Raw genomic sequence first — 17,479 nt, forward strand, 5'->3', positions numbered from 1 at the left:
CTGCTCAGTCCGTTCGGGTAGCAGACCTAGCATAGTTGCATTTATGCAAAAGGCTCCAGAAGGCGGCAGATATCGAGGCTAACGGCAATGGCGGAGTGGGGTGCCTCGATCAGTGTTGGCCCAACCGTATTTTGTTCTGTGGGCGAGCGGCGAAGGCTGTGATAATGGAGGGGAATCACAAGGGCCATGCCATGCTGACCATCTCCAATAACGTGCATCTGCCAGATGCCGACATCGAACTGAGCTACATCCGCGCGCAAGGCGCAGGTGGGCAGAATGTCAACAAGGTGTCCAGCGCCGTGCACCTGCGCTTCGACATTCCCGCCTCGTCGCTGCCCGAGTTTTACAAGGAGCGGCTGTTGGCGCTGCGTGACAGTCGCATCACCGGCGAAGGCGTATTGATCATCAAGGCACAACAATACCGCACCCAGGAGCAGAACCGCGCTGACGCGCTGGCGCGTCTTGCCGAGTTGATCATCGCTGCCGGCAAGACCGAGAAGAAACGCCGCCCCACCAAGCCGACCCTCGGCTCGAAAACCCGCCGCCTTGAAGGCAAAGCCAGGCGCAGCACTGTCAAGGCGGGGCGGGGCAAGGTGGAGTTCTAGGCTCTCCGGTTCTTTGATCAGGCTTGTACCGCGCTGACCCCGCCAGTGGGCATGGTTTTTTTGCGCACCGCTTGATAGAGCAGGCTGGACACCATGAAGCCAGCAATGGCCAGTATGCTCATCAGGATGAACACATAGTTGTAGCCCTGTTGACCAGGGAAGTGGTCCAGGATCGCGCCATAGATGACGTAGGCAAACATGCCGGGTGCATAACCGATCAGGCAACCGATGCCGAAGGCCGAGCCGGTGATGTGCTGGGGAATGCCGACTTCGCCCATGGGTGCCCAGAACACGCCGCGCATCGAGAACACAATCAGGGCGAAGGAGAGGGTGGCCGCCATCCCCGCATAGATGAAGCCCGGGCTTTTAGGAATCAGCATGATCACGCCCATCAGCGGCAATAGCGCCAGAAATGCCCACTTCAGGTAACGGCTGGTGCTCTTGAACTGCTTGTCGGCAATGAAACCCCCGGCAGGCCCACCGAAGATTTTCAGGAAGTATTGGTTGATGATGCCGTAGGCGCCGACCAACGCCACGGGCAACCCATACATTTCCTTGAGGTAGGGAATGAAATAGGTCAGGCCGCAGTAGACGATGTAGACCATGAACACGTTGAGACTGACCAACCAGATACCGGGTACCTTGATCGCTTCCATCAGGTTCGCCAGGCCGTTTTTCGGCTTGGCGGCCGATTGCGCGTTACCGCCCTTGAGCAGCAGCCAGGTCAGGGTGCCCGCCAGAATGTCGATGACCGAGTAGAACAGGATCGCCGACTTCAGGCCGGTTTCCCCCGAACCCATGGCGACGAACACGCCCAGTGCGGAAAAGGCCACCAGCGTATCAACCACGCCACGCCCGCCTTCCAGCAGGCCGAACAACCGGCCTTGCTCCTGATCGTCACCCAGATTACGGATGGCTTTGAGCAGCGATGGCCAGAACAGGCAGTCGGCACACACGGCCAACAGACTGAACACGATCAGCAGGCTGCTGAAGGGCGGAAAGGTTGCCAGGTACAACCCAAGGCTTCCGGTCCCGATCAGGCCGAGGGGGATCAGTTTGCGGGTGTCGTAGCGATCGGCGAGCAGGCCGCCAACCACAAACAGTGCAGTCGCGATGATCGCGTTGGCACTCAACAGCATGCCGATTTCAGTGTGGTTCAGGCCCATGAATTCCTGCATGGGGACATAGAACGCATCCTTGAGGTTCGCCAACTTGTAAATGGTGCCGCCACCGAGGATGAGGATCAGGAATCTGAGCCATTTGGCCTTGTTTTGAGTTGTCATTATTGTTCTCCGGGCGTAATCGGGTCGTCAGTTTCAGGCGTTGGAAGGGGTGGCCAGGGTCAGTTCAGCCAAGATGCGCAGTTCGCCCAGCACGCGTCGGACATAGGCCACCTGGTTGTTCGCCCAGCGGTGTTCGTCGGCCAGCATGCGCTCGAGCGAGTAGCCTTTCGGGAGCGGCGTTTCGCTCATCTCCCGGTAAGCAATGAAGGGGTCGGCCGCTTCAACGTGCTGGCGGAAGGCCGGGGCCACGTAGTGGTTTTCCTGCTCAAGAATGAACGCGATCACCTGTGGGGTGGCTTCGCCCAGCATCAACAGCTCGAACAGCATGCGGGCGCTGGGCAGATCATCTTCGTCGCTGCCTTGCAATACGCCGTAGTGGCCGAAGCCCTTTTGTTCGGGGACGATGCGCACGCCCTTGAGGTGAACCTGGCGGATGTGCGGCGCCAGGTTGTGCAGGGCCTGCAGGGGCTGTTCGCAGGCATTGATCATGTTGCCGAAGTCGAACAGGGCATGCAGGCGAGGGTGGTTCAGACGGTTGAGCAGTTGCGCGATTTCGCTGCTCTTGAGCTCTTCATGCTGCTCGAAGTCAAAGTACAGATCGTTGGCGTCGGCCTGTTGTGCGAGGTAGTGCAGGTCGGTCTCGATCACGTCCATGACCCGCGACAGCGTGCCCTCGTAACGTGAGTAAACACGGATGTTGCGCACCCCCAGGGCCTTGGCGATGGCGATCACCTGGTCGACATCCTTTTTCAGCGTGCTGCTGATTTCCAGGTGCACATCCAGCCCCAGCGCCTTGGCCTTGCTGGCAAACGCCTGGAGCTGCACTGGTGACATCTGGCTCAGGCTGTATTCCTCGCCGTCGAGCAAGTGCAGGCTCAGACCTTGCAGCTCGTGGCGATAGGCGAAGTCCAGCAGGTCGGCCGGGGTGACACGACCGTGGGTGAGGTTGGTGAGTAGCGGGTAGGCGTGGGCAAACAGGCGCAATTGCCCGAGACGCTCGAGCAACCGCTGGGCCAGTGCCTCCGTCAGCACTGGAGCCGTCTCGTGCCCGACCACCTTATGGCTCAGCAAGGCGTTGAATCGTTCCTGGATCTTGTTGTTCATTGGCGTCGTTCCTGGTTCAGACACCGGGTCTACCGGCGCAGCCTTTATCGCGCCAGTCAGGAACGCTCGATAGATCCATTATCAATTAATTGATAAGGCCACTTGCCTCGCATCAAGTGTTCGGTGGCAGATAACCCAGCGTGCGCAAGGCCCGGGCCAGCTCCTCGACACGCTCCCGGGCCTGCTTTTCAGGCGTGCCGGCAAAGCCGATCAACAGGGCCGGCGGCAAGTCGTGCTTGATGCGGTAATCGCTCAAGGCATAGGTGTGAATGTTGTGTCGGGCCAGTTGCCGGGCGATGTCCGTGTCACTGAGTTCGGGGGGCAGCCAGGCGATCAGGTGCATGCCGGCATCGGTCTGAGTGATTCTGAAAAAGCTGCCGATCTGCTGTTCAAGTTGCTCGATCAATGCCTGCTGGCGCGCCTTGTACAGTGCACGCATGCGGCGGATGTGCCCGAGGAAGTGGCCTTCGCGCATGAAGTCCGCCGTTGTGGCCTGAAGCAATGTAGGCGGGCTGCGGTCCATGACCGCGCGCAGGGTGCAAAAGGGCTCGACCAGCGCCTGCGGCAGGATCACGTAACCCCAGCCGCAGTGACGGGAAGAGCACTTTGCTGAACGTGCCGACGTAGATCACCCGGGCCATCTGGTCCAACGCATACAGTGCCGGGAGAAGTCGACCCCTGTAGCGGAACTCGCTGTCGCAATCGTCCTCGATGATCCAGCTCTGATGCTGGGTGGCCCAGTCGATGAGTGCCTGGCGCCGCTCATAACTCAGAGTGACACCCAAAGGATGCTGACGCGAAGGTGTACAAAATACCAGGCGCGCATCAGGGCACTCGGCAAGGCCTTGCTGCACATCGATCCCCTGTTCATCAACCCGCAATGGAATTATCCGAGCCCCCTGGGCTTGCAACGCAATCCGCGCGGCGATGTGCCCAGGGTCTTCCATCCAGGCACTGTCCTGCGGATTGAGTAGCAGCATGGCCAGCAGGTTGAACGCTTGCTGCGCGCCGGAAACGATCACTACTTGCCCGGCGTCGCAGTCGATACCTCGCGCATCGAAGACGTATTCGGCTATCGCGGTGCGAAACGCCTGCAAGCCTTGCAGCTCGCCATAACCCAGAATCGCCTTGGTTGGCTTGAGTAGATGACGGTTCATCAGGCGCCGCCAGATTGCCTGCGGAAATGCTTCATAGGTGCTGTGACTGGGCAGGAAGGAGGTCGGCGTCGCCGGATCCCAGTCGGTATACGACACCCCGCGAAAATGATCGCTGCGCAGCGACAGCATCGACTGGCTCAGTTCGGACAGGCGCGGTGGCTGGCGCGGTGGCTCGTCCTCGAATTTGCGGCTTTCCCACTCAGTACCGACATACGTACCTGCACCCGTGCGCGAGGCCAGGAAGCCTTCGGCAATCAATTGATCGAACGCGTTGAGTATGGTGATCCGCGACAGCCCCAACTCAATGCTCAAGGTCCGGGTCGATGGCAGGCGCACGCCCCCCTGGATTCTGCCGTTGAGTATCTGTTTGCGAATCTGCAGATACAGCTGGCGGTACAGGGGGATGGCACTGGCGCGGTCCAGTTCGATTGCCGACAGCAGCAAACCTGTGGGGGATTTCATGACATGCTCGTCTGGGTGAAATGGGATTTGATCTGGAAACTGTTGGGCGACGGGGGAGGTTAGGGTAGCGAGCGGGACTCGATGGTGCTAGCAATCTGTTGGGTTGATTCCAACTGCCCTCGTGGGCTGTGACCTGACAACGGCATCCGAACATCTCACCTACTCAACGGAATGGCGTGTTTTACGCCCAAATCAGAAGCAGGAGCGAACATGGCAAAAAAGGAAAAGTTATCACCTGGTGGCGGAGTGGCCTGGGCAGAACCTCTGCTACCTATTCTTTTCTGGGGGTTCTGGACGCCGATCCTGTACATCATCATTGCACCTTGGTTGAGCCTCGGTGTCATGAAAGTCTGGCCAACCCCTGTTTTTGCCGGATTCTTTACCGCTATGGCGTCCACTGGCTGGCTTTGCGCGTCTGTAGTGGTGTTTTTGGTGACTGCGTACCAGTTAGGTACCGCCGCTTACCAACGTAGGCAGAGGGGGAAGGGGGACGCAGCATCTTCGGCTGCCAGGAAATCACAGTCGAACCTTTGATGCGAGCACGATCCGTCCTCGCTCCCGCAGAGTCTGTGCCTCTGCTGTACTTATGCGGTGTGAAGGGCCAGCCACTGTTGCCAATGGCTTCAGCAGCCGGCCCTCTCAATCACGCCTTAGCGTAAGCTGGCTTCACTGCCTGGCGGGTGTTCAGCAAGGTCTCGATGGTACGAGGCGGCTTGCCGACGGTGCGCGGGTACTCTACCAGGTTGACGCCAAGCATTTGCCCGGCATCGAGTTGAACATCTGTCGCTGTCGCCGACGACGAGCCCGGTGAGGTAGTGCCCTCCAGCACCGCGTCCAGGTTGTTGTTCGCTTGCTGATACGAGATGCCTTGGGCCTTGTCGAGGAAGGCTACAAAATTGGCATAGTCCTCGGAATTCGGGTCGAGGATAGATGCCTTCAGCCCGGTAACGTAGTACTCGTACTTGAAGTTGAAAGTGATCTTCTCCACTGAACTGCAGGGGGAGGTGAACGCCTTCTGAGACGAATCGACGGACAGGTAGTAGTACTTGATCTTGGGGAAATAGACCGTAGTACTACCGGAACTGTCGGTTGGCACCGCTTCATGGCACTGCGCGAGAATGGCGGTCTCGTAGTTGCGTTCGCGGTCATCCCAGCTGGCACGAAGGCTATTGCCCACGCCCTGGATGAATGCTGTCACATCTGCGATTACTGCCTCTGGCACGACTACCGCGTCAAAAACAAGTTTCAGGAAGGCAGTGTTGAACTCGGTGATTACCTGCGTCACGGAGTAGGTTTCAGTTGTGACGCGATAGTTAGTCAATCCGCCGGCTTGTGCCAGCAAGAACTGCATGTAGTGCGTCACAGATGCCGACCACTGAGAAGTCGGTGCGATGTCCCCAGGTAGTACCTTGCTTGGGTTCGCCTTCAGGAACTGGAACACTTTGATACGCAGCGTGGCGAAGAAGTTGGAAACCTTGTCGCATACCCCGCGGCCGGTGGTGAACTCCGGGTTCGAAGTCACGAACGAGCTGGACAGGTTAACGAACGAGATCAGGCCATCCGAATCCTGGAAGGCCGACTGGTCATCGTCCGACAGCGCCAGTACAGAGTCCAGCAACTCGTGCGGGTTGGCCAACTGAGCTTGCTCTAGCGTCAACGCTGCGCCCACATGGGCAGGCGGATAGGCGGTTGGCGCATGACAGATTACCGTGTTGGTGGTCACGCCAGGCACAAGGTGCCCGGGAATGCTGCCGTTTGGTATCCAGATGTAGGTGCCAATGGGGCGGAACTCTACATGGTTGGGATCGACTGGCTGCACACCAGGAGGCTGAGTGCCAATGACCGGTGTTGAACCGCCCCAGAAGTGCGGCGGGTTGGTCGACACCGGCACCCACCACGCGCCATTTTGCAGGGCCAGAACTTCATAGTGCTCGTGGTATTGGGACGACCAATTCCAGTGGGCGGTAATGTCTGCATATTGGCCATGGTTGCGTTGCCACACGCGTACGCCAGGCCAGTTGCCAATCCAGGTACCAGGTACGTAGAGGGTACGAGACATGATGAACACTCCTTGTAGATCAATACTTCGTTTTGGGTAAGCCTGCCATTTGGCTCAGTCCATAACCGGGACGTTGCGAGCAGGCAAATGAAGAATCGAACAGCTGGCGTCGCGCCCGCAACGGCACCGATAGCGTATTGACTGTGTGGCTTTTTCAATCAGCAACGTTGTCAGCCGCAGTGCTCTCAAGGCTTTGTGCAAACGACGGCCAGCAGATCGCCAGCTGGGCCGCGTCGCACAGCTCCAGCTTCCGGTACACATTTTCTCGATGTTTGCGAACCGTCAGGTCGCTGATGCCCAACTCGCGAGCGATGTGCTTGCTGCTCGACCCTAGCGCGACCAGGCGGGCGACTGTGAACTCGCGGCTCGTTAGCCGAGTGGCCAGCGCCAGCGTGCGTAGTCCGATGCGGCATTCGCCATCTCAGGTTTTGCCGCCAGGGCGAGCGCAACTAATTGCGCGGCGTTTCGCGCGCCGAACTTGCGCAGCAGGCTTCCCCGATGTTTACGAACGGTGTGCTCGCCAATGCCAAGCCGCCGGGCAGTCTGTTTGCAGCCCATGGCTTGTAACATGCAGGAGAGTACGTCTAGCTCGCGAGTACTGAGGTTCTGTCCCTGAACGGGTGATTCCTTTTCCTGTTCGATAGCGTGGGCTCCTGCCGGCTGTGGGATCCTTCTTGATTCTACATTGTAGAAATGCCGAACAGCTGTACCGCAGCGTGCGGCAGGCTGCTGATGACACTCACTGTGCAGGGCCAGGCACAGCGGCGAGAGGTGAAGAGCTAGTTTATAAGCCCACCTCGAAGAAACATCGATGATCTCCGAGCCAAGTGCCAAGAGCTAAAGAGCAAGCACGATGAAAACGCTCAGTCAGCTGGCGGAATACCTGAAAAACTGCATCAAAGCCCAAGCAGCATTCCATGAGCCCGGTCAATCTGCCGTGAAGGCGTGCGAGCAGCTTCCGGAGTCTATTGCAGGGCGCAATCTCATTTCTAATGATTACCGACTACAGGTGTCAGGAAGACGGGCACTTACAAATACGTCATTTAACATAATACCGATTATGCGCATCCTTGCGTGAAGCTACCGGGGCCGTGGTTGGACAGATTTGAAACCAGGCCCCTGGCCTCAATCGCTGCGCTACAGAAGTCCTCGGAAGCAATTCTTAGGTCGTTTCCGGAACTAATCCCTGAACTGCCGTGTTTTCCTCCGAGTTCAAAACCGCGTCCGCACATGCCAAAATTCACTATCCACGACGACGTTCGTACCACTAGTAATCGAAGTCGCCAGTGCTTTGGTCTTTTGAGGTCACAAGCAGATGCCTAGAGCGTCGGGGATGCTACGGGAGGCATTGCTATGATCGCGAACTTCGATGAGCACATCGATCTCGGGCTTCGCCGCGAGCCCCTTTAACAGAGGTACTACCAACATGGTGTATGGCAATCAGTTCATCGCCAAATGCCGAAGCGATGAGTGGCTTGTCTGCCAGATCGTGTAGAGGTTGGGTAGGTGTCCTGTCCAGCGTGTGCCTCTGTTCGTATGCTGTCTCCACCAAGGGCCGCTTGGGTCGATAGCGGTCACCCATCCGTGGGCCGCTTCAGTACCCCGCGCAAAAGCAATTCGAACGCCTGGCTTGCCTGCGCCAGTCGCACATCACCGTCATCGGCCTCTGCAATCCATACTGTCGCTTCCGCCAAGCTGCCGTATATCAGTGCGGCCAGTGCTTGAGCCCGCGCCTTGACAAGTACACCCTGCAGCATCAGATTTTCAATCAACTCGCGCAACGACTCTATACAATGCCGCTGGGCCTCTGGCGATCCGCCACCCAACACCGCTCTGGCATCACGCAACACGATTCGCTGAATTTCTGGCTCCAGCGCCATTTCCAGATAGGCACGACAACGCTGGCGAAAACCGTCCCAGGGATTCTCGGCGGTATCGGTGATAGCACGCAGGCGCTCGTCCATTTCCGCATCAAGCTGCTCGACGACCGCAGCAAGCACCCCCTCCTTGTCACCAAAATGGTGGTAAAGCGCACCTCGGGTCAAACCCGCCCGGGCGGTCAGATCGTCCATCGAAGTGTGCGCATACCCCAACTCGCTGAACATCTGGCGGGCGGTGGCCAGCAACAGGGCTCGGGTTTCTTGCATTGCGGCGCGGGTGCGACGAACCATCCAGTTATTCCTTGTCTTCAATGGCATGCGGTAGGGGCAACGTATGCATGCCTCTAGCGCGCATTGTCTTGGGCACGAGGCGCACTGACAAGCCTGTTGCCTCGTCGTGCCCGATCGAGCCCAGGCCAAATAGCCAGCCGCCAGTCTCAAAGCGGTCAAACCGAATATGACGCCTGCTGGGCACGGGCGCGCACGCGCTGGTAGCCCCAGAGTGCGACCAGCAACACTGCGGCCCCTGCGGCCAAGGCCACGTTGAATCCGGTCTTGGCGCCCCATGCATCAACCACCTGCCCCGAGGCCGCTGCGCCGCCGGCCACACCAACGTTGAGGCCGGCGAGCAACCAGGTCATGCCTTCGGTCAGCTTGCTTTCGGGGACGATGCGTTCTACCAACGACATCGCCACGATCATGGTCGGGGCAAAGAACAGGCCCGCGACCAGCACGGCGCCGGCCAATCCGACAATGTTTCCCGCCAGCAGCAGCGGCAAGGTTGTCGCCGCGGTCGCCAGCCCGCCCAGCAGGAGCAGCTTGTGTAGCGGTGTATCGAGTTTCAGTGCACCGAACATCAGCCCGGCAACGCAAGAGCCGATGGCATAGCAGGACAGCACTACGCTAGCCGCCGCCGGCATGCCCATCTGCTCGGCGAATGCCACGCTGACGATGTCGACGGTACCGACTATCACGCCCATGGCGACCATCAGCAAGGTCAGCAGGCGCACGTCGGCCAGCCGGAACACGGAATTGCTGCCTTGACCGGTGACGGCTTCGGCCTCCACCGGCGGCTCGCTGCCGACCTGCACCGACAGGGCGATCACCCCGATGGCCAAGAGCACGGCGGCAGCCAATGGCCCGGCCTGTGGCAGTACCGCCACGCTCAAACCCACCGAAATCGGCGGGCCGGCAATGAAGGTAACTTCGTCGAGAACGGTTTCCAGCGAATAGGCGGTTTGCAGTTGCGCCTTGCCGCGGTAGATCGCGGTCCAGCGCGCGCGGACCATCGCCGACATGCTGGGCATGAAGCCGGCAAGCGCGGCGCCGACGAACAGCGTCCACTCCGCCAGCCGCCAATAGCTGCAAGCCAGCAGCAAGAGGATGCCCAGTACGCTGATCCCGGCGGCGGCTGGCAATACCCGGCGCTGGCCGTGGCGGTCGACCAAGCGCGAGATCTGTGGCGACATCAGCGCATAGGTCAGCACGAAGGTGGCTGCCACCGCACCCGCCAAGCCGTAACTGCCGGAAATCTGCGACAACATGGTGATGATCCCGATGCCGGTCATCGGCAAAGGTAGCCGGGCCACCAGGCCTGCCAGGGCAAAGCCCTTGGCCCCCTTGGCCTGGAACAACTCGCGATAGGTACTGAACATACTCGATTCTCCTTATCGAAAAGGCCCTCGCGCAGTCATGCGCCAGCGCACGATTACATACATTGCGTATGATTAGAACCCTATTATCATACGCGCTGAATGTAAAGCATCATGATCCTGCCAGGAAAACCTGAGCGTTAGCAATCACGTATGAGCTACCCCTGGATCAGCAGATGAGCTACCCTGTTTTTGTAATGACTTAAAGTAATAACTAAACTAAATACTCATTTTGTTTAGTTATATGAATTTCCCTCCCTGTCTTCCTCTTCACACCTCTCAATGCCACCGCAGAATCGGCCATCCCGCCGCGTCAGCGTGCGCCCGCAGCACCGGATCAGGATTGACGGTATGTGGTTTGGCGACCAGTGAAAGCAGTGGCAGGTCATTGCGTGAATCCGAGTAGAAGTAGGCACCATCCAGCCCCGCGCCCTGCTCTTGCAGCCAACTGTGAAGCCGCGTCACCTTGCCGTCCCGGTACGTCAGTATCCCGCTGGTATTGCCGGTATAGGCGCCCTGCTGGTGTTCCAGGTCAATCGCCAGCACTTCTTCTACCCCCAGTTGCCTGGCGATGCGGCTCACCAGGAAGTGCGCAGACGCTGAAATGATCAGCAGGCGGTCACCCTCTTCGCGATGGCGCGCCAAGCAGGCAATGGCGTCATCGTGAATGCGCGGGACGATGACATCTTCCACGAAGGGAGCCACCGCCTCGGCCACCTCCTCTATCGTGCGGCCCACCAACGGCGAGAGGCTGAAGGTCATGTACGCCTCCATGGCCAACTTGCCTTGGGCATAGAGCGCCATCAGTTCACGGTCGCGCTCGATGAAGCTCGGCCCGTCGACCCAGCCGAGCGCGGCCATATGGCTGCTCCACAGGCTGGCACAGTCGCCATCGATAAGGGTGTCGTCCAGATCAAACAATGCGAGGGCCATCGGCCACCTCCAGGGTACAAAGTCGAAGGGCGATGGCCTTTTCTGCCTTCGCCGGGTGGAATGACAGTGGCATCAGCGAGTGGTTTGCGTGGGTGTCGCGACACCGCCAGGCGTCGTCTCGAGTTCACTGATAGTCGCCTGACTTGCTGGGCGGCTGTTCCAGAACGGCACCAGCAGCAAACTGGCGAGCAACGCAGCACCGGTGAAGACGAAGAACACCGTGATGGTGTCGAAATAGCCAGGCAGCAGCCCGCCGAGGATCGCCCCCACCGAACCGCATCCGTTGACGAAGCCTGTTGCGGTGCCCGCGGACTCGCTGGTGCCGAAATCAATGGCGGCGGCGCCGCTGATCATTGAGTCAGGGCCATACAACGTGACGCCCATCATGAACAGCAAGCCGACCACCAGATAGAGGTTGCCGCTCTGCATGGTCGGCACGAACAGTATCAGCCACACGGTCAGCGCCATCAGGCTGATCACGCAGGCCGGCATGCGCCGAGCGCCAAATAGTTTGTCGGAGGCGATTCCGATTAGAATCGGGCCGACCAACCCCGCGACTTCGAACGCAGACGGCACAATGGCCGAAGCGACTTTGCCGATACTTGGCATGCGTTCGTAAACGATCACCGGCCCCCACATCAGGATTGCGTAGCGAGCAGGCTTTAGCAGGAAATACGCCATCCCCAGTACCAGGACCGTGCGGTTGGCGAGCACCTTGCGCAGCGCCGCCCAGTAGTTCTCCTGGTGCGCGTCAGTGCGCCCGGCCGGCTCGCCCTCGTCTTCGACGGCGGGCAATCCTGCATCCTGCGGGCGATTGCGTTGCAACAGGAAGAACAGCACGGCCACCATCAGTACGACGCCCGCCGAGGAAATGAACGCCATGCGCCAGTCATGGGAGATCTGGTACGCCCACCAGCCGGCGAACGGCGTTGCGACCAGGCCGCCGAACGCGTAGCAGGTGCTCCAGTAGCCCAGCACTCGACCGCGCTCACGGGTGGCGAAGAAGCATCCGATGTTCTTGCACAGCCCAGACCAACCCGTGGATTGCGCCAAGCCCTGGATCACCATGCAGCTGGCGAAGATCGGTAAAGTCGCGAAAGTGCCCATGGCCAGTGCGGCCAGGGCCGACACCACCAGTCCGCCAAGCACGACGACGCGGGTGCCGTAACGGTCAGCGAAGATACCCCATGCGAACTGGCCTACGGCGTAGGCAGCCAGATACAGCGCGTCGAGGTTGGCCATGGCCGCTTTGTCGAGCATGAAGCCGGGATCTTCGGCGATTCCCAGCTTGGCAACCGAAAAGGCCTTGCGGGTGAAATAGAACGCGGCATAGGCCAGCCACGTGATGATGAATATCTGAACGCGCCAGCGTTGAAGCGATTTCCATTCATGGCGGACGTTCTCAGGACTCTTGTACATGTTGTTGTCCTCTGTTGATTACCGCGACGTAGGTCTGGCCCCCTGCTCTGCTCGATCAAGGCGCCTGCCGGAAAATCTCCGGAGCTTGCGAAGTTGATCTTATAGGCTGGTCTAGACCAAGACTTGACCCTGCGCAGGCGTGTTCTGCGTGCAAAGTCAATTTCCAGTCCGGCAGTCTTCGCTACGCCACTGCCGCGGGCTTACGCCAAACCAGCGGCGAAAAGCACGGGAGAACGCACTGGTCTCGGAGTACCCGAGCAACCCGGCCAGGTCGGACACCGGCCGTTTCGGCTGTCGCAGGTAGTGCACTGCAAGTTCCCGGCGGACTCTTTCGACCAGCTGGCTGAAGCTCAAGCCCGCCTCACGCAGGTGGCGCTGCAGCCCGGCCGCACTGAGCTCCAGTGCCTGCGCGATAGTCTCCAGGCAAGGCTCTCCGCGGCTCAGGGCAAGGCGCACCTGAGCGTCAGCCTCATCCAGCAGGCTGCGCCGCTGATCGGGCGCGCCCAGGCGCTGGAGCACGTTCTGGACCAGAAACAGCAAATTGGCATCGCGCTCTGGCATCCACTGGTCTTTGAGATCAGCCTTGGGGACGAGCATCGAGTTGCAACCGCGGCCAAAATAGACAGGCGCGCCGAACGCCTGCTGATGCACCTGCCAGTCGTGTGGGCGAGCATGCTCGAAACTGACCGCGAACGGTGCCCAGTCCTTGCCCAGCACGTGGCGTATCAGGTTGAGCACCATGCCCATGGTCAGTTCGGCATCCTGTCGACGCTCCAGAATGGCGCTGTGCCGAACCTGGTAATCGAAGCGATAGCACTTGCCGCAATCGACCAGCCGTATCAAGGTATCGTGCTGGTGGTAAGGAAACGCCGCCGCGAAATTGCGCAGGGCCTCCTCCAGCCTGTTGGAAAACAACCCCACATAACCCAGTAGCCCAAGGGCCTGGGGCTGAAACTGCAGACCGTAGTGCAAACCGAAGTTGTCGCAGTGTGACTGGCGGGCCGCCTCTTCCAGCACCTGGCAGTAATTGGTGAGCGGCAGGCTGAGCGTGGGTTGTCGCAGAATCTCGGGATCGACCCCGGCGCGCCCCAGTATCAGGTCAATGTCGCCTCCGACACTTGTGACGAAACCCTCCAGACCACTGGCAGCAGCCGACAGGACGCCGAGGTTGCCCGCGACTGGCGAGCGGGTGCAGCAGTGCAGTGGTGAGCTCATGGTCTATACCAGCTGAGGTTCGAGCCCTGAGCAATGCAAACACCATGCCCTGCCTTCTTGCCTCAACCAGGCGCTTTACAGCCAGAAGGTCGCAACTGAACTGGGGTAATGGGTAACATCACGTAACACTCTGACCGTTTCTGCGCCCTACCCTTAAACAAGCCCGCCAAAACGCCTATAGAAACCCTCATTTACATCCGGCAAAGGCCCATCAGCCGTCTCCAGCGCGGCATTCAGCCATTCTTCCGCCTTGGCAAACACAAGGCGATAGAGGTTGCGGCACAACTGCCGCGCAGCCCTTCCCTCCCAATCCCCAGGCAACAGCTCGTCTGGTAGTTGCGGGTCGCGCAGCAGTAGCCGGCGGTATTCGTGAATCAGCAGCGTGCGCGCCAGGAAGCAGTCCTGGGCATCGAGCTGTGGCTGCTCTTTCAAACCTTGCCATAGCGGCCTGAACAACTGGATGAACTCGCTGTACTGTTGCCCCAGTTCGTCGATACGCCAGCTTTCCCGCACCTGGGCGCGCATGGCCTTGGAGGCGAGTACCTCCTGGGTATGGGTTTCGAAGACGATGCTGTCGTCACTTGCCTCCAGGTCCCGCAAGGTGGCGGCCAGGTCAGCGCGGTCTGCCCGCGGGCAACCCAACAAGTTCGGTGCCATGGCGCCAAACCCCTGCCACTCCAGCTCCTCACGCAACACCTTGCGCTTGCCGGCCTCCAGTTGCGAGAGCAACACCAGCGTCCAGGCACCGTCCCACGCTGGCTGGCTGGGGCTATAGACCCGTTTGAAGGCTTTCTCGAACCGCCGCCGGCCCGTACCGGTCAGGCTGTAGTAGCTGCGACGGCCAACCTTTTCCGCGGTGAGCCAGCCTTCCTTGGTAAGGCGGAAGATCGACGTGCGGATCAGGCGCTCGTTGATGCCGATCGGCTCCAGCAGGTTGATCAGGCTACCCAGCCAGACGGTTCCGCCGTGAGGTTCGATGGCGTCACCGTACAAAGTGATGATCAGGGAGCTGGCGCGGATCGGCGTCTGTTCCTGGAAGCGGGTGATCAGGTTGTTCAGTGGGGCGAGATTGCTCATGGGCGAACTGTGCGGGGATAAAGCACCGACTATACCTGCGCGGCGGGCCGCCTGGCCATTGCGTGACGCAGCCAGGCTCATGCCGATGTCTGCCCTTTGGGCCTGACGCCGGTGTCTTCCATGCGCGGGCGCTCGGGCTCGACCTCGGCCAATGGCGGGCATTCAACCATGCTGTTCATGCAGCGTCGCGCCAGGTGCTGGTACTCCACCGTGCCGCGCTGCTTCCAGGCCAGTTCGTGTTCGGTCAGCGGGCGCTTGACCTGGGCTGGCGACCCCATCACCAGGCTTTGCGCGGCGCATTCGAAGCCCGCCTTGACGAATGCCGTGGCGGCAACGATGCAGCGTGGCGCCACATGAGCACCATCCATCACCACCGCGTTCATGCCGATCAAGGCGTCAGCGCCCACCCGGCAGCCATGCAGCACGGCACCATGCCCGATATGCCCGTTGCGTTCGACAACCGTGTCACCCCCCGGGAAACCATGCATCACGCATGTGTCCTGCAGGTTGGCGCCCTCCTCCAGCACGATACGGCCGAAGTCCCCCCGTAGCGATGCCAGTGGGCCGACGTAGCAACGAGGGCCGACGATGACATCACCGATCAGCACGGCGCTGGGGTGTACATAGGCTGTCGGGTGGACCACGGGCGTCAGGCCGTCCAGTCGGTAGCAAGGCATGGCAAAGCTCCTGAAATGATTTGAAATGCACGGAGAACTTGTATCACAAATTATTTGATCGTCAATCGCCAGGCGCTTGTATCGCTTTTGATGACGCGAATCCTTTCGCCTAAATTGCGGTATATTTCGACAAATATCATAGATGAAACGTTTCAACAGCAATAGTTTCCATTAGGCGTAGACCGCCAATGGCACTGAATGAGATACACCTTCCAATTTTTGTCGTTGCATATGTGTATCGTATTGCGCATATACTGGTTCCACCTAGGCGTGCTTCTGCATCGCGCCCCTGCAAACAATTCCAAGAAAAGCCGGCCCCACGAGGTGCCGTGCGTGCAGCCAGAGGAACCCGACATGCCGCGATATCTCGATGTGCAGGCGCCCGAACACGGCGTCCAGCTCATTACCCTGCAACGGCCCGAGGCTCTCAACGCCCTGTGTACCGAGTTACTGGCAGAGCTGGCCGCTGCACTGTATGCGGCCGGGCAAGACGAACAGACTTGCGCGGTGGTTATCACCGGCAGCCGCAAGGCGTTCGCCGCCGGCGCCGACATCCGCGAGATGGCCGAGCGCGACCTGGTCGGCATCCTCAACGACCCTCGTGTGGCCCACTGGCAAAGCATTGCCGCCTTCGCCAAGCCGCTGATCGCCGCGGTCAACGGCTACGCCCTGGGTGGCGGCTGCGAACTGGTGATGTGCGCGGATATCGTCATCGCCGGCAGCGACGCCCGTTTCGGCCAGCCGGAAATCAACCTCGGCATCATTCCCGGCGCCGGTGGCACCCAGCGTCTGGTGCGGGCCGTAGGCAAGCCGCTGGCCATGCAAATGGTGCTGACCGGCGAGGCCATCACCGCCCGGCACGCCTTGCAGGCGGGCCTGGTCAGCGAAATCACCCAGCCGGAACTCACCGTAGAGCGTGCCCTGCACATCGCCCGTAGTATCGCCGCAAAGGCCCCGCTGGCGGTGCGCCTGGCCAAGGAAGCACTGCTCAAGGCCGGCGATACCGACCTGGCCAGCGGCCTGCGCTTCGAACGCCACGCATTCACCTTGCTGGCCGGCACCGCCGACCGCGACGAAGGCATCCGTGCCTTCCAGGAAAAACGCCAGGCCCGCTTCCAGGGCTGCTGATCATCTTTCCCTCGACTGACGGAGCGAGTCTGTCATGCCTTTCCAGCACATTCTTTTTTCCATCGAGGACGGCGTCGCCCTCCTCTCGTTGAATCGCCCCGAACAGCTGAACAGCTTCAATACCGCCATGCACCTGGAAGTGCGTGAGGCGCTCAAGCACGTGCGCCAGAGCGGCGAAGCGCGGGTGTTGTTGCTGACTGCCGAAGGCCGTGGTTTCTGCGCCGGCCAGGATCTGTCCGATCGCAACGTCGCCCCGGGCGCCGAAATGCCGGACCTGGGCGAATCGATCGACAAGTTCTACAACCCGCTGGTACGCACTCTGCGCGACCTGCCGCTGCCGGTGGTCTGTGCGGTCAACGGTGTGGCTGCCGGCGCCGGTGCCAACATCCCGCTCGCCTGCGACCTGGTGCTGGCCGCCCGCTCGGCCAGCTTCATCCAGGCCTTCTGCAAGATCGGCCTGGTACCCGACTCCGGCGGCACCTGGCTGCTGCCACGCCTGGTCGGCATGGCGCGGGCCAAGGCCCTGGCCATGCTCGGCGAGCGCCTGGGCGCCGAACAGGCCCAGCAATGGGGGTTGATCCACCGTGTAGTGGACGATGCCGCACTGCGCGACGAGGCCCTCACCCTCGCCCGCCAGCTCGCCGCCCAGCCTACCTACGGCCTGGCCCTGATCAAGCGCGCCCTCAACGCCAGTTTCGACAACGGTTTCGATCAGCAGCTGGAGCTGGAGCGCGACCTGCAGCGCCTGGCCGGGCGCAGCGAGGACTACCGCGAAGGCGTGAGTGCCTTCATGAACAAGCGCATACCGGCATTCAAGGGGCGTTGATC

General features: G+C 60.3%; 15 protein-coding genes and 2 pseudogenes. 4 read left to right on the forward strand and 13 right to left on the reverse strand.

Going from position 1 to position 17,479, the window contains the following annotated elements:
• Positions 1-191: 191 nt before the first annotated feature.
• Positions 192-605, forward strand: coding sequence for an alternative ribosome rescue aminoacyl-tRNA hydrolase ArfB (gene arfB / locus QIY50_23455; protein WGV20212.1), 414 nt, complete (start codon positions 192-194; stop codon positions 603-605).
• Between the two features lie 17 nt (positions 606-622).
• On the opposite strand, the gene QIY50_23460 is transcribed toward arfB, so the two are convergent.
• The 5 genes and pseudogenes from QIY50_23460 to QIY50_23480 all read right to left on the reverse strand — a co-directional run bounded on the left by QIY50_23460 (position 623) and on the right by QIY50_23480 (position 7,240).
• Entirely contained in the window at positions 623-1,888 is a 1,266-nt protein-coding gene (locus QIY50_23460) for an MFS transporter (GenBank protein ID WGV20213.1), read from the reverse strand.
• A gap of 33 nt (positions 1,889-1,921) precedes the next feature.
• Entirely contained in the window at positions 1,922-2,992 is a 1,071-nt protein-coding gene (locus tag QIY50_23465) for a TIM barrel protein (GenBank protein WGV20214.1), read from the reverse strand.
• 112 nt (positions 2,993-3,104) lie between these two features.
• A pseudogene (locus tag QIY50_23470) lies at positions 3,105-4,611 on the reverse strand (PLP-dependent aminotransferase family protein).
• Between the two features lie 643 nt (positions 4,612-5,254).
• Positions 5,255-6,670 carry a hypothetical protein gene (locus tag QIY50_23475; GenBank protein WGV20215.1) on the reverse strand — a complete coding sequence of 472 codons (1,416 nt, stop codon included), beginning with the start codon at positions 6,668-6,670 and terminating at the stop codon, positions 5,255-5,257.
• 369 nt (positions 6,671-7,039) lie between these two features.
• Complete coding sequence (locus QIY50_23480) at positions 7,040-7,240, reverse strand: LuxR C-terminal-related transcriptional regulator (GenBank protein WGV20216.1); 201 nt, start codon at positions 7,238-7,240, stop codon at positions 7,040-7,042.
• Between the two features lie 283 nt (positions 7,241-7,523).
• On the opposite strand from QIY50_23480, the gene QIY50_23485 reads away from it, so the two are divergent.
• Positions 7,524-7,748 carry a hypothetical protein gene (locus QIY50_23485; GenBank protein WGV20217.1) on the forward strand — a complete coding sequence of 75 codons (225 nt, stop codon included), beginning with the start codon at positions 7,524-7,526 and terminating at the stop codon, positions 7,746-7,748.
• Positions 7,749-8,032: 284 nt separating this feature from the next.
• Here the strand turns inward: QIY50_23485 and QIY50_23490 are convergent.
• From QIY50_23490 to paaY, 8 genes and pseudogenes are all read right to left on the reverse strand, one after another.
• A pseudogene (locus QIY50_23490) lies at positions 8,033-8,189 on the reverse strand (GrpB family protein).
• Between the two features lie 55 nt (positions 8,190-8,244).
• Complete coding sequence (locus QIY50_23495) at positions 8,245-8,841, reverse strand: TetR family transcriptional regulator (GenBank protein WGV20218.1); 597 nt, start codon at positions 8,839-8,841, stop codon at positions 8,245-8,247.
• Between the two features lie 155 nt (positions 8,842-8,996).
• On the reverse strand, positions 8,997-10,205 hold the full coding sequence (locus tag QIY50_23500; protein WGV20219.1) for an MFS transporter: 1,209 nt from the start codon (positions 10,203-10,205) through the stop codon (positions 8,997-8,999).
• 276 nt (positions 10,206-10,481) lie between these two features.
• Positions 10,482-11,135: an HAD family hydrolase gene (locus QIY50_23505; GenBank protein WGV20220.1), complete on the reverse strand. Its 654-nt coding sequence runs from the start codon at positions 11,133-11,135 to the stop codon at positions 10,482-10,484.
• 72 nt (positions 11,136-11,207) lie between these two features.
• Entirely contained in the window at positions 11,208-12,554 is a 1,347-nt protein-coding gene (locus QIY50_23510) for an MFS transporter (GenBank protein ID WGV20221.1), read from the reverse strand.
• 156 nt (positions 12,555-12,710) lie between these two features.
• A complete protein-coding gene (locus tag QIY50_23515) occupies positions 12,711-13,769 on the reverse strand; it encodes an AraC family transcriptional regulator (protein ID WGV20222.1) in 1,059 nt (352 codons plus the stop codon).
• A 153-nt stretch (positions 13,770-13,922) separates the two neighbouring features.
• Positions 13,923-14,846 (reverse strand): phenylacetic acid degradation operon negative regulatory protein PaaX, encoded by a 924-nt coding sequence (gene paaX / locus QIY50_23520; GenBank protein WGV20223.1) that lies wholly within the window; start codon positions 14,844-14,846, stop codon positions 13,923-13,925.
• Between the two features lie 77 nt (positions 14,847-14,923).
• Complete coding sequence (gene paaY, locus QIY50_23525; GenBank protein WGV20224.1) at positions 14,924-15,523, reverse strand: phenylacetic acid degradation protein PaaY; 600 nt, start codon at positions 15,521-15,523, stop codon at positions 14,924-14,926.
• A 354-nt stretch (positions 15,524-15,877) separates the two neighbouring features.
• On the opposite strand from paaY, the gene QIY50_23530 reads away from it, so the two are divergent.
• Both QIY50_23530 and paaG read left to right on the forward strand, forming a co-directional pair.
• Positions 15,878-16,651: a 2,3-dehydroadipyl-CoA hydratase gene (locus tag QIY50_23530; GenBank protein ID WGV20225.1), complete on the forward strand. Its 774-nt coding sequence runs from the start codon at positions 15,878-15,880 to the stop codon at positions 16,649-16,651.
• Between the two features lie 34 nt (positions 16,652-16,685).
• Positions 16,686-17,477: a 2-(1,2-epoxy-1,2-dihydrophenyl)acetyl-CoA isomerase PaaG gene (gene paaG, locus QIY50_23535; GenBank protein ID WGV20226.1), complete on the forward strand. Its 792-nt coding sequence runs from the start codon at positions 16,686-16,688 to the stop codon at positions 17,475-17,477.
• Positions 17,478-17,479 lie beyond the last annotated feature (2 nt).

The organism is Pseudomonas putida (assembly GCA_029953615.1).
GTDB lineage: Bacteria > Pseudomonadota > Gammaproteobacteria > Pseudomonadales > Pseudomonadaceae > Aquipseudomonas.

Bases quoted from the DNA above. Each gene is read 5' to 3' on its own strand.
- QIY50_23515 (WGV20222.1), bottom strand. From the start codon at position 13,769: ATGAGCTCACCACTGCACTGCTGCACCCGCTCGCCAGTCGCGGGCAAC.
- QIY50_23495 (WGV20218.1), bottom strand. From the start codon at position 8,841: ATGGTTCGTCGCACCCGCGCCGCAATGCAAGAAACCCGAGCCCTGTTG.
- QIY50_23505 (WGV20220.1), bottom strand. From the start codon at position 11,135: ATGGCCCTCGCATTGTTTGATCTGGACGACACCCTTATCGATGGCGAC.
- paaX (WGV20223.1), bottom strand. From the start codon at position 14,846: ATGAGCAATCTCGCCCCACTGAACAACCTGATCACCCGCTTCCAGGAA.
- paaY (WGV20224.1), bottom strand. From the start codon at position 15,523: ATGCCTTGCTACCGACTGGACGGCCTGACGCCCGTGGTCCACCCGACA.
- arfB (WGV20212.1), top strand. From the start codon at position 192: ATGCTGACCATCTCCAATAACGTGCATCTGCCAGATGCCGACATCGAA.
- paaG (WGV20226.1), top strand. From the start codon at position 16,686: ATGCCTTTCCAGCACATTCTTTTTTCCATCGAGGACGGCGTCGCCCTC.
- QIY50_23500 (WGV20219.1), bottom strand. From the start codon at position 10,205: ATGTTCAGTACCTATCGCGAGTTGTTCCAGGCCAAGGGGGCCAAGGGC.
- QIY50_23465 (WGV20214.1), bottom strand. From the start codon at position 2,992: ATGAACAACAAGATCCAGGAACGATTCAACGCCTTGCTGAGCCATAAG.
- QIY50_23475 (WGV20215.1), bottom strand. From the start codon at position 6,670: ATGTCTCGTACCCTCTACGTACCTGGTACCTGGATTGGCAACTGGCCT.
- QIY50_23510 (WGV20221.1), bottom strand. From the start codon at position 12,554: ATGTACAAGAGTCCTGAGAACGTCCGCCATGAATGGAAATCGCTTCAA.
- QIY50_23530 (WGV20225.1), top strand. From the start codon at position 15,878: ATGCCGCGATATCTCGATGTGCAGGCGCCCGAACACGGCGTCCAGCTC.
- QIY50_23460 (WGV20213.1), bottom strand. From the start codon at position 1,888: ATGACAACTCAAAACAAGGCCAAATGGCTCAGATTCCTGATCCTCATC.
- QIY50_23485 (WGV20217.1), top strand. From the start codon at position 7,524: ATGAAAACGCTCAGTCAGCTGGCGGAATACCTGAAAAACTGCATCAAA.
- QIY50_23480 (WGV20216.1), bottom strand. From the start codon at position 7,240: ATGTTACAAGCCATGGGCTGCAAACAGACTGCCCGGCGGCTTGGCATT.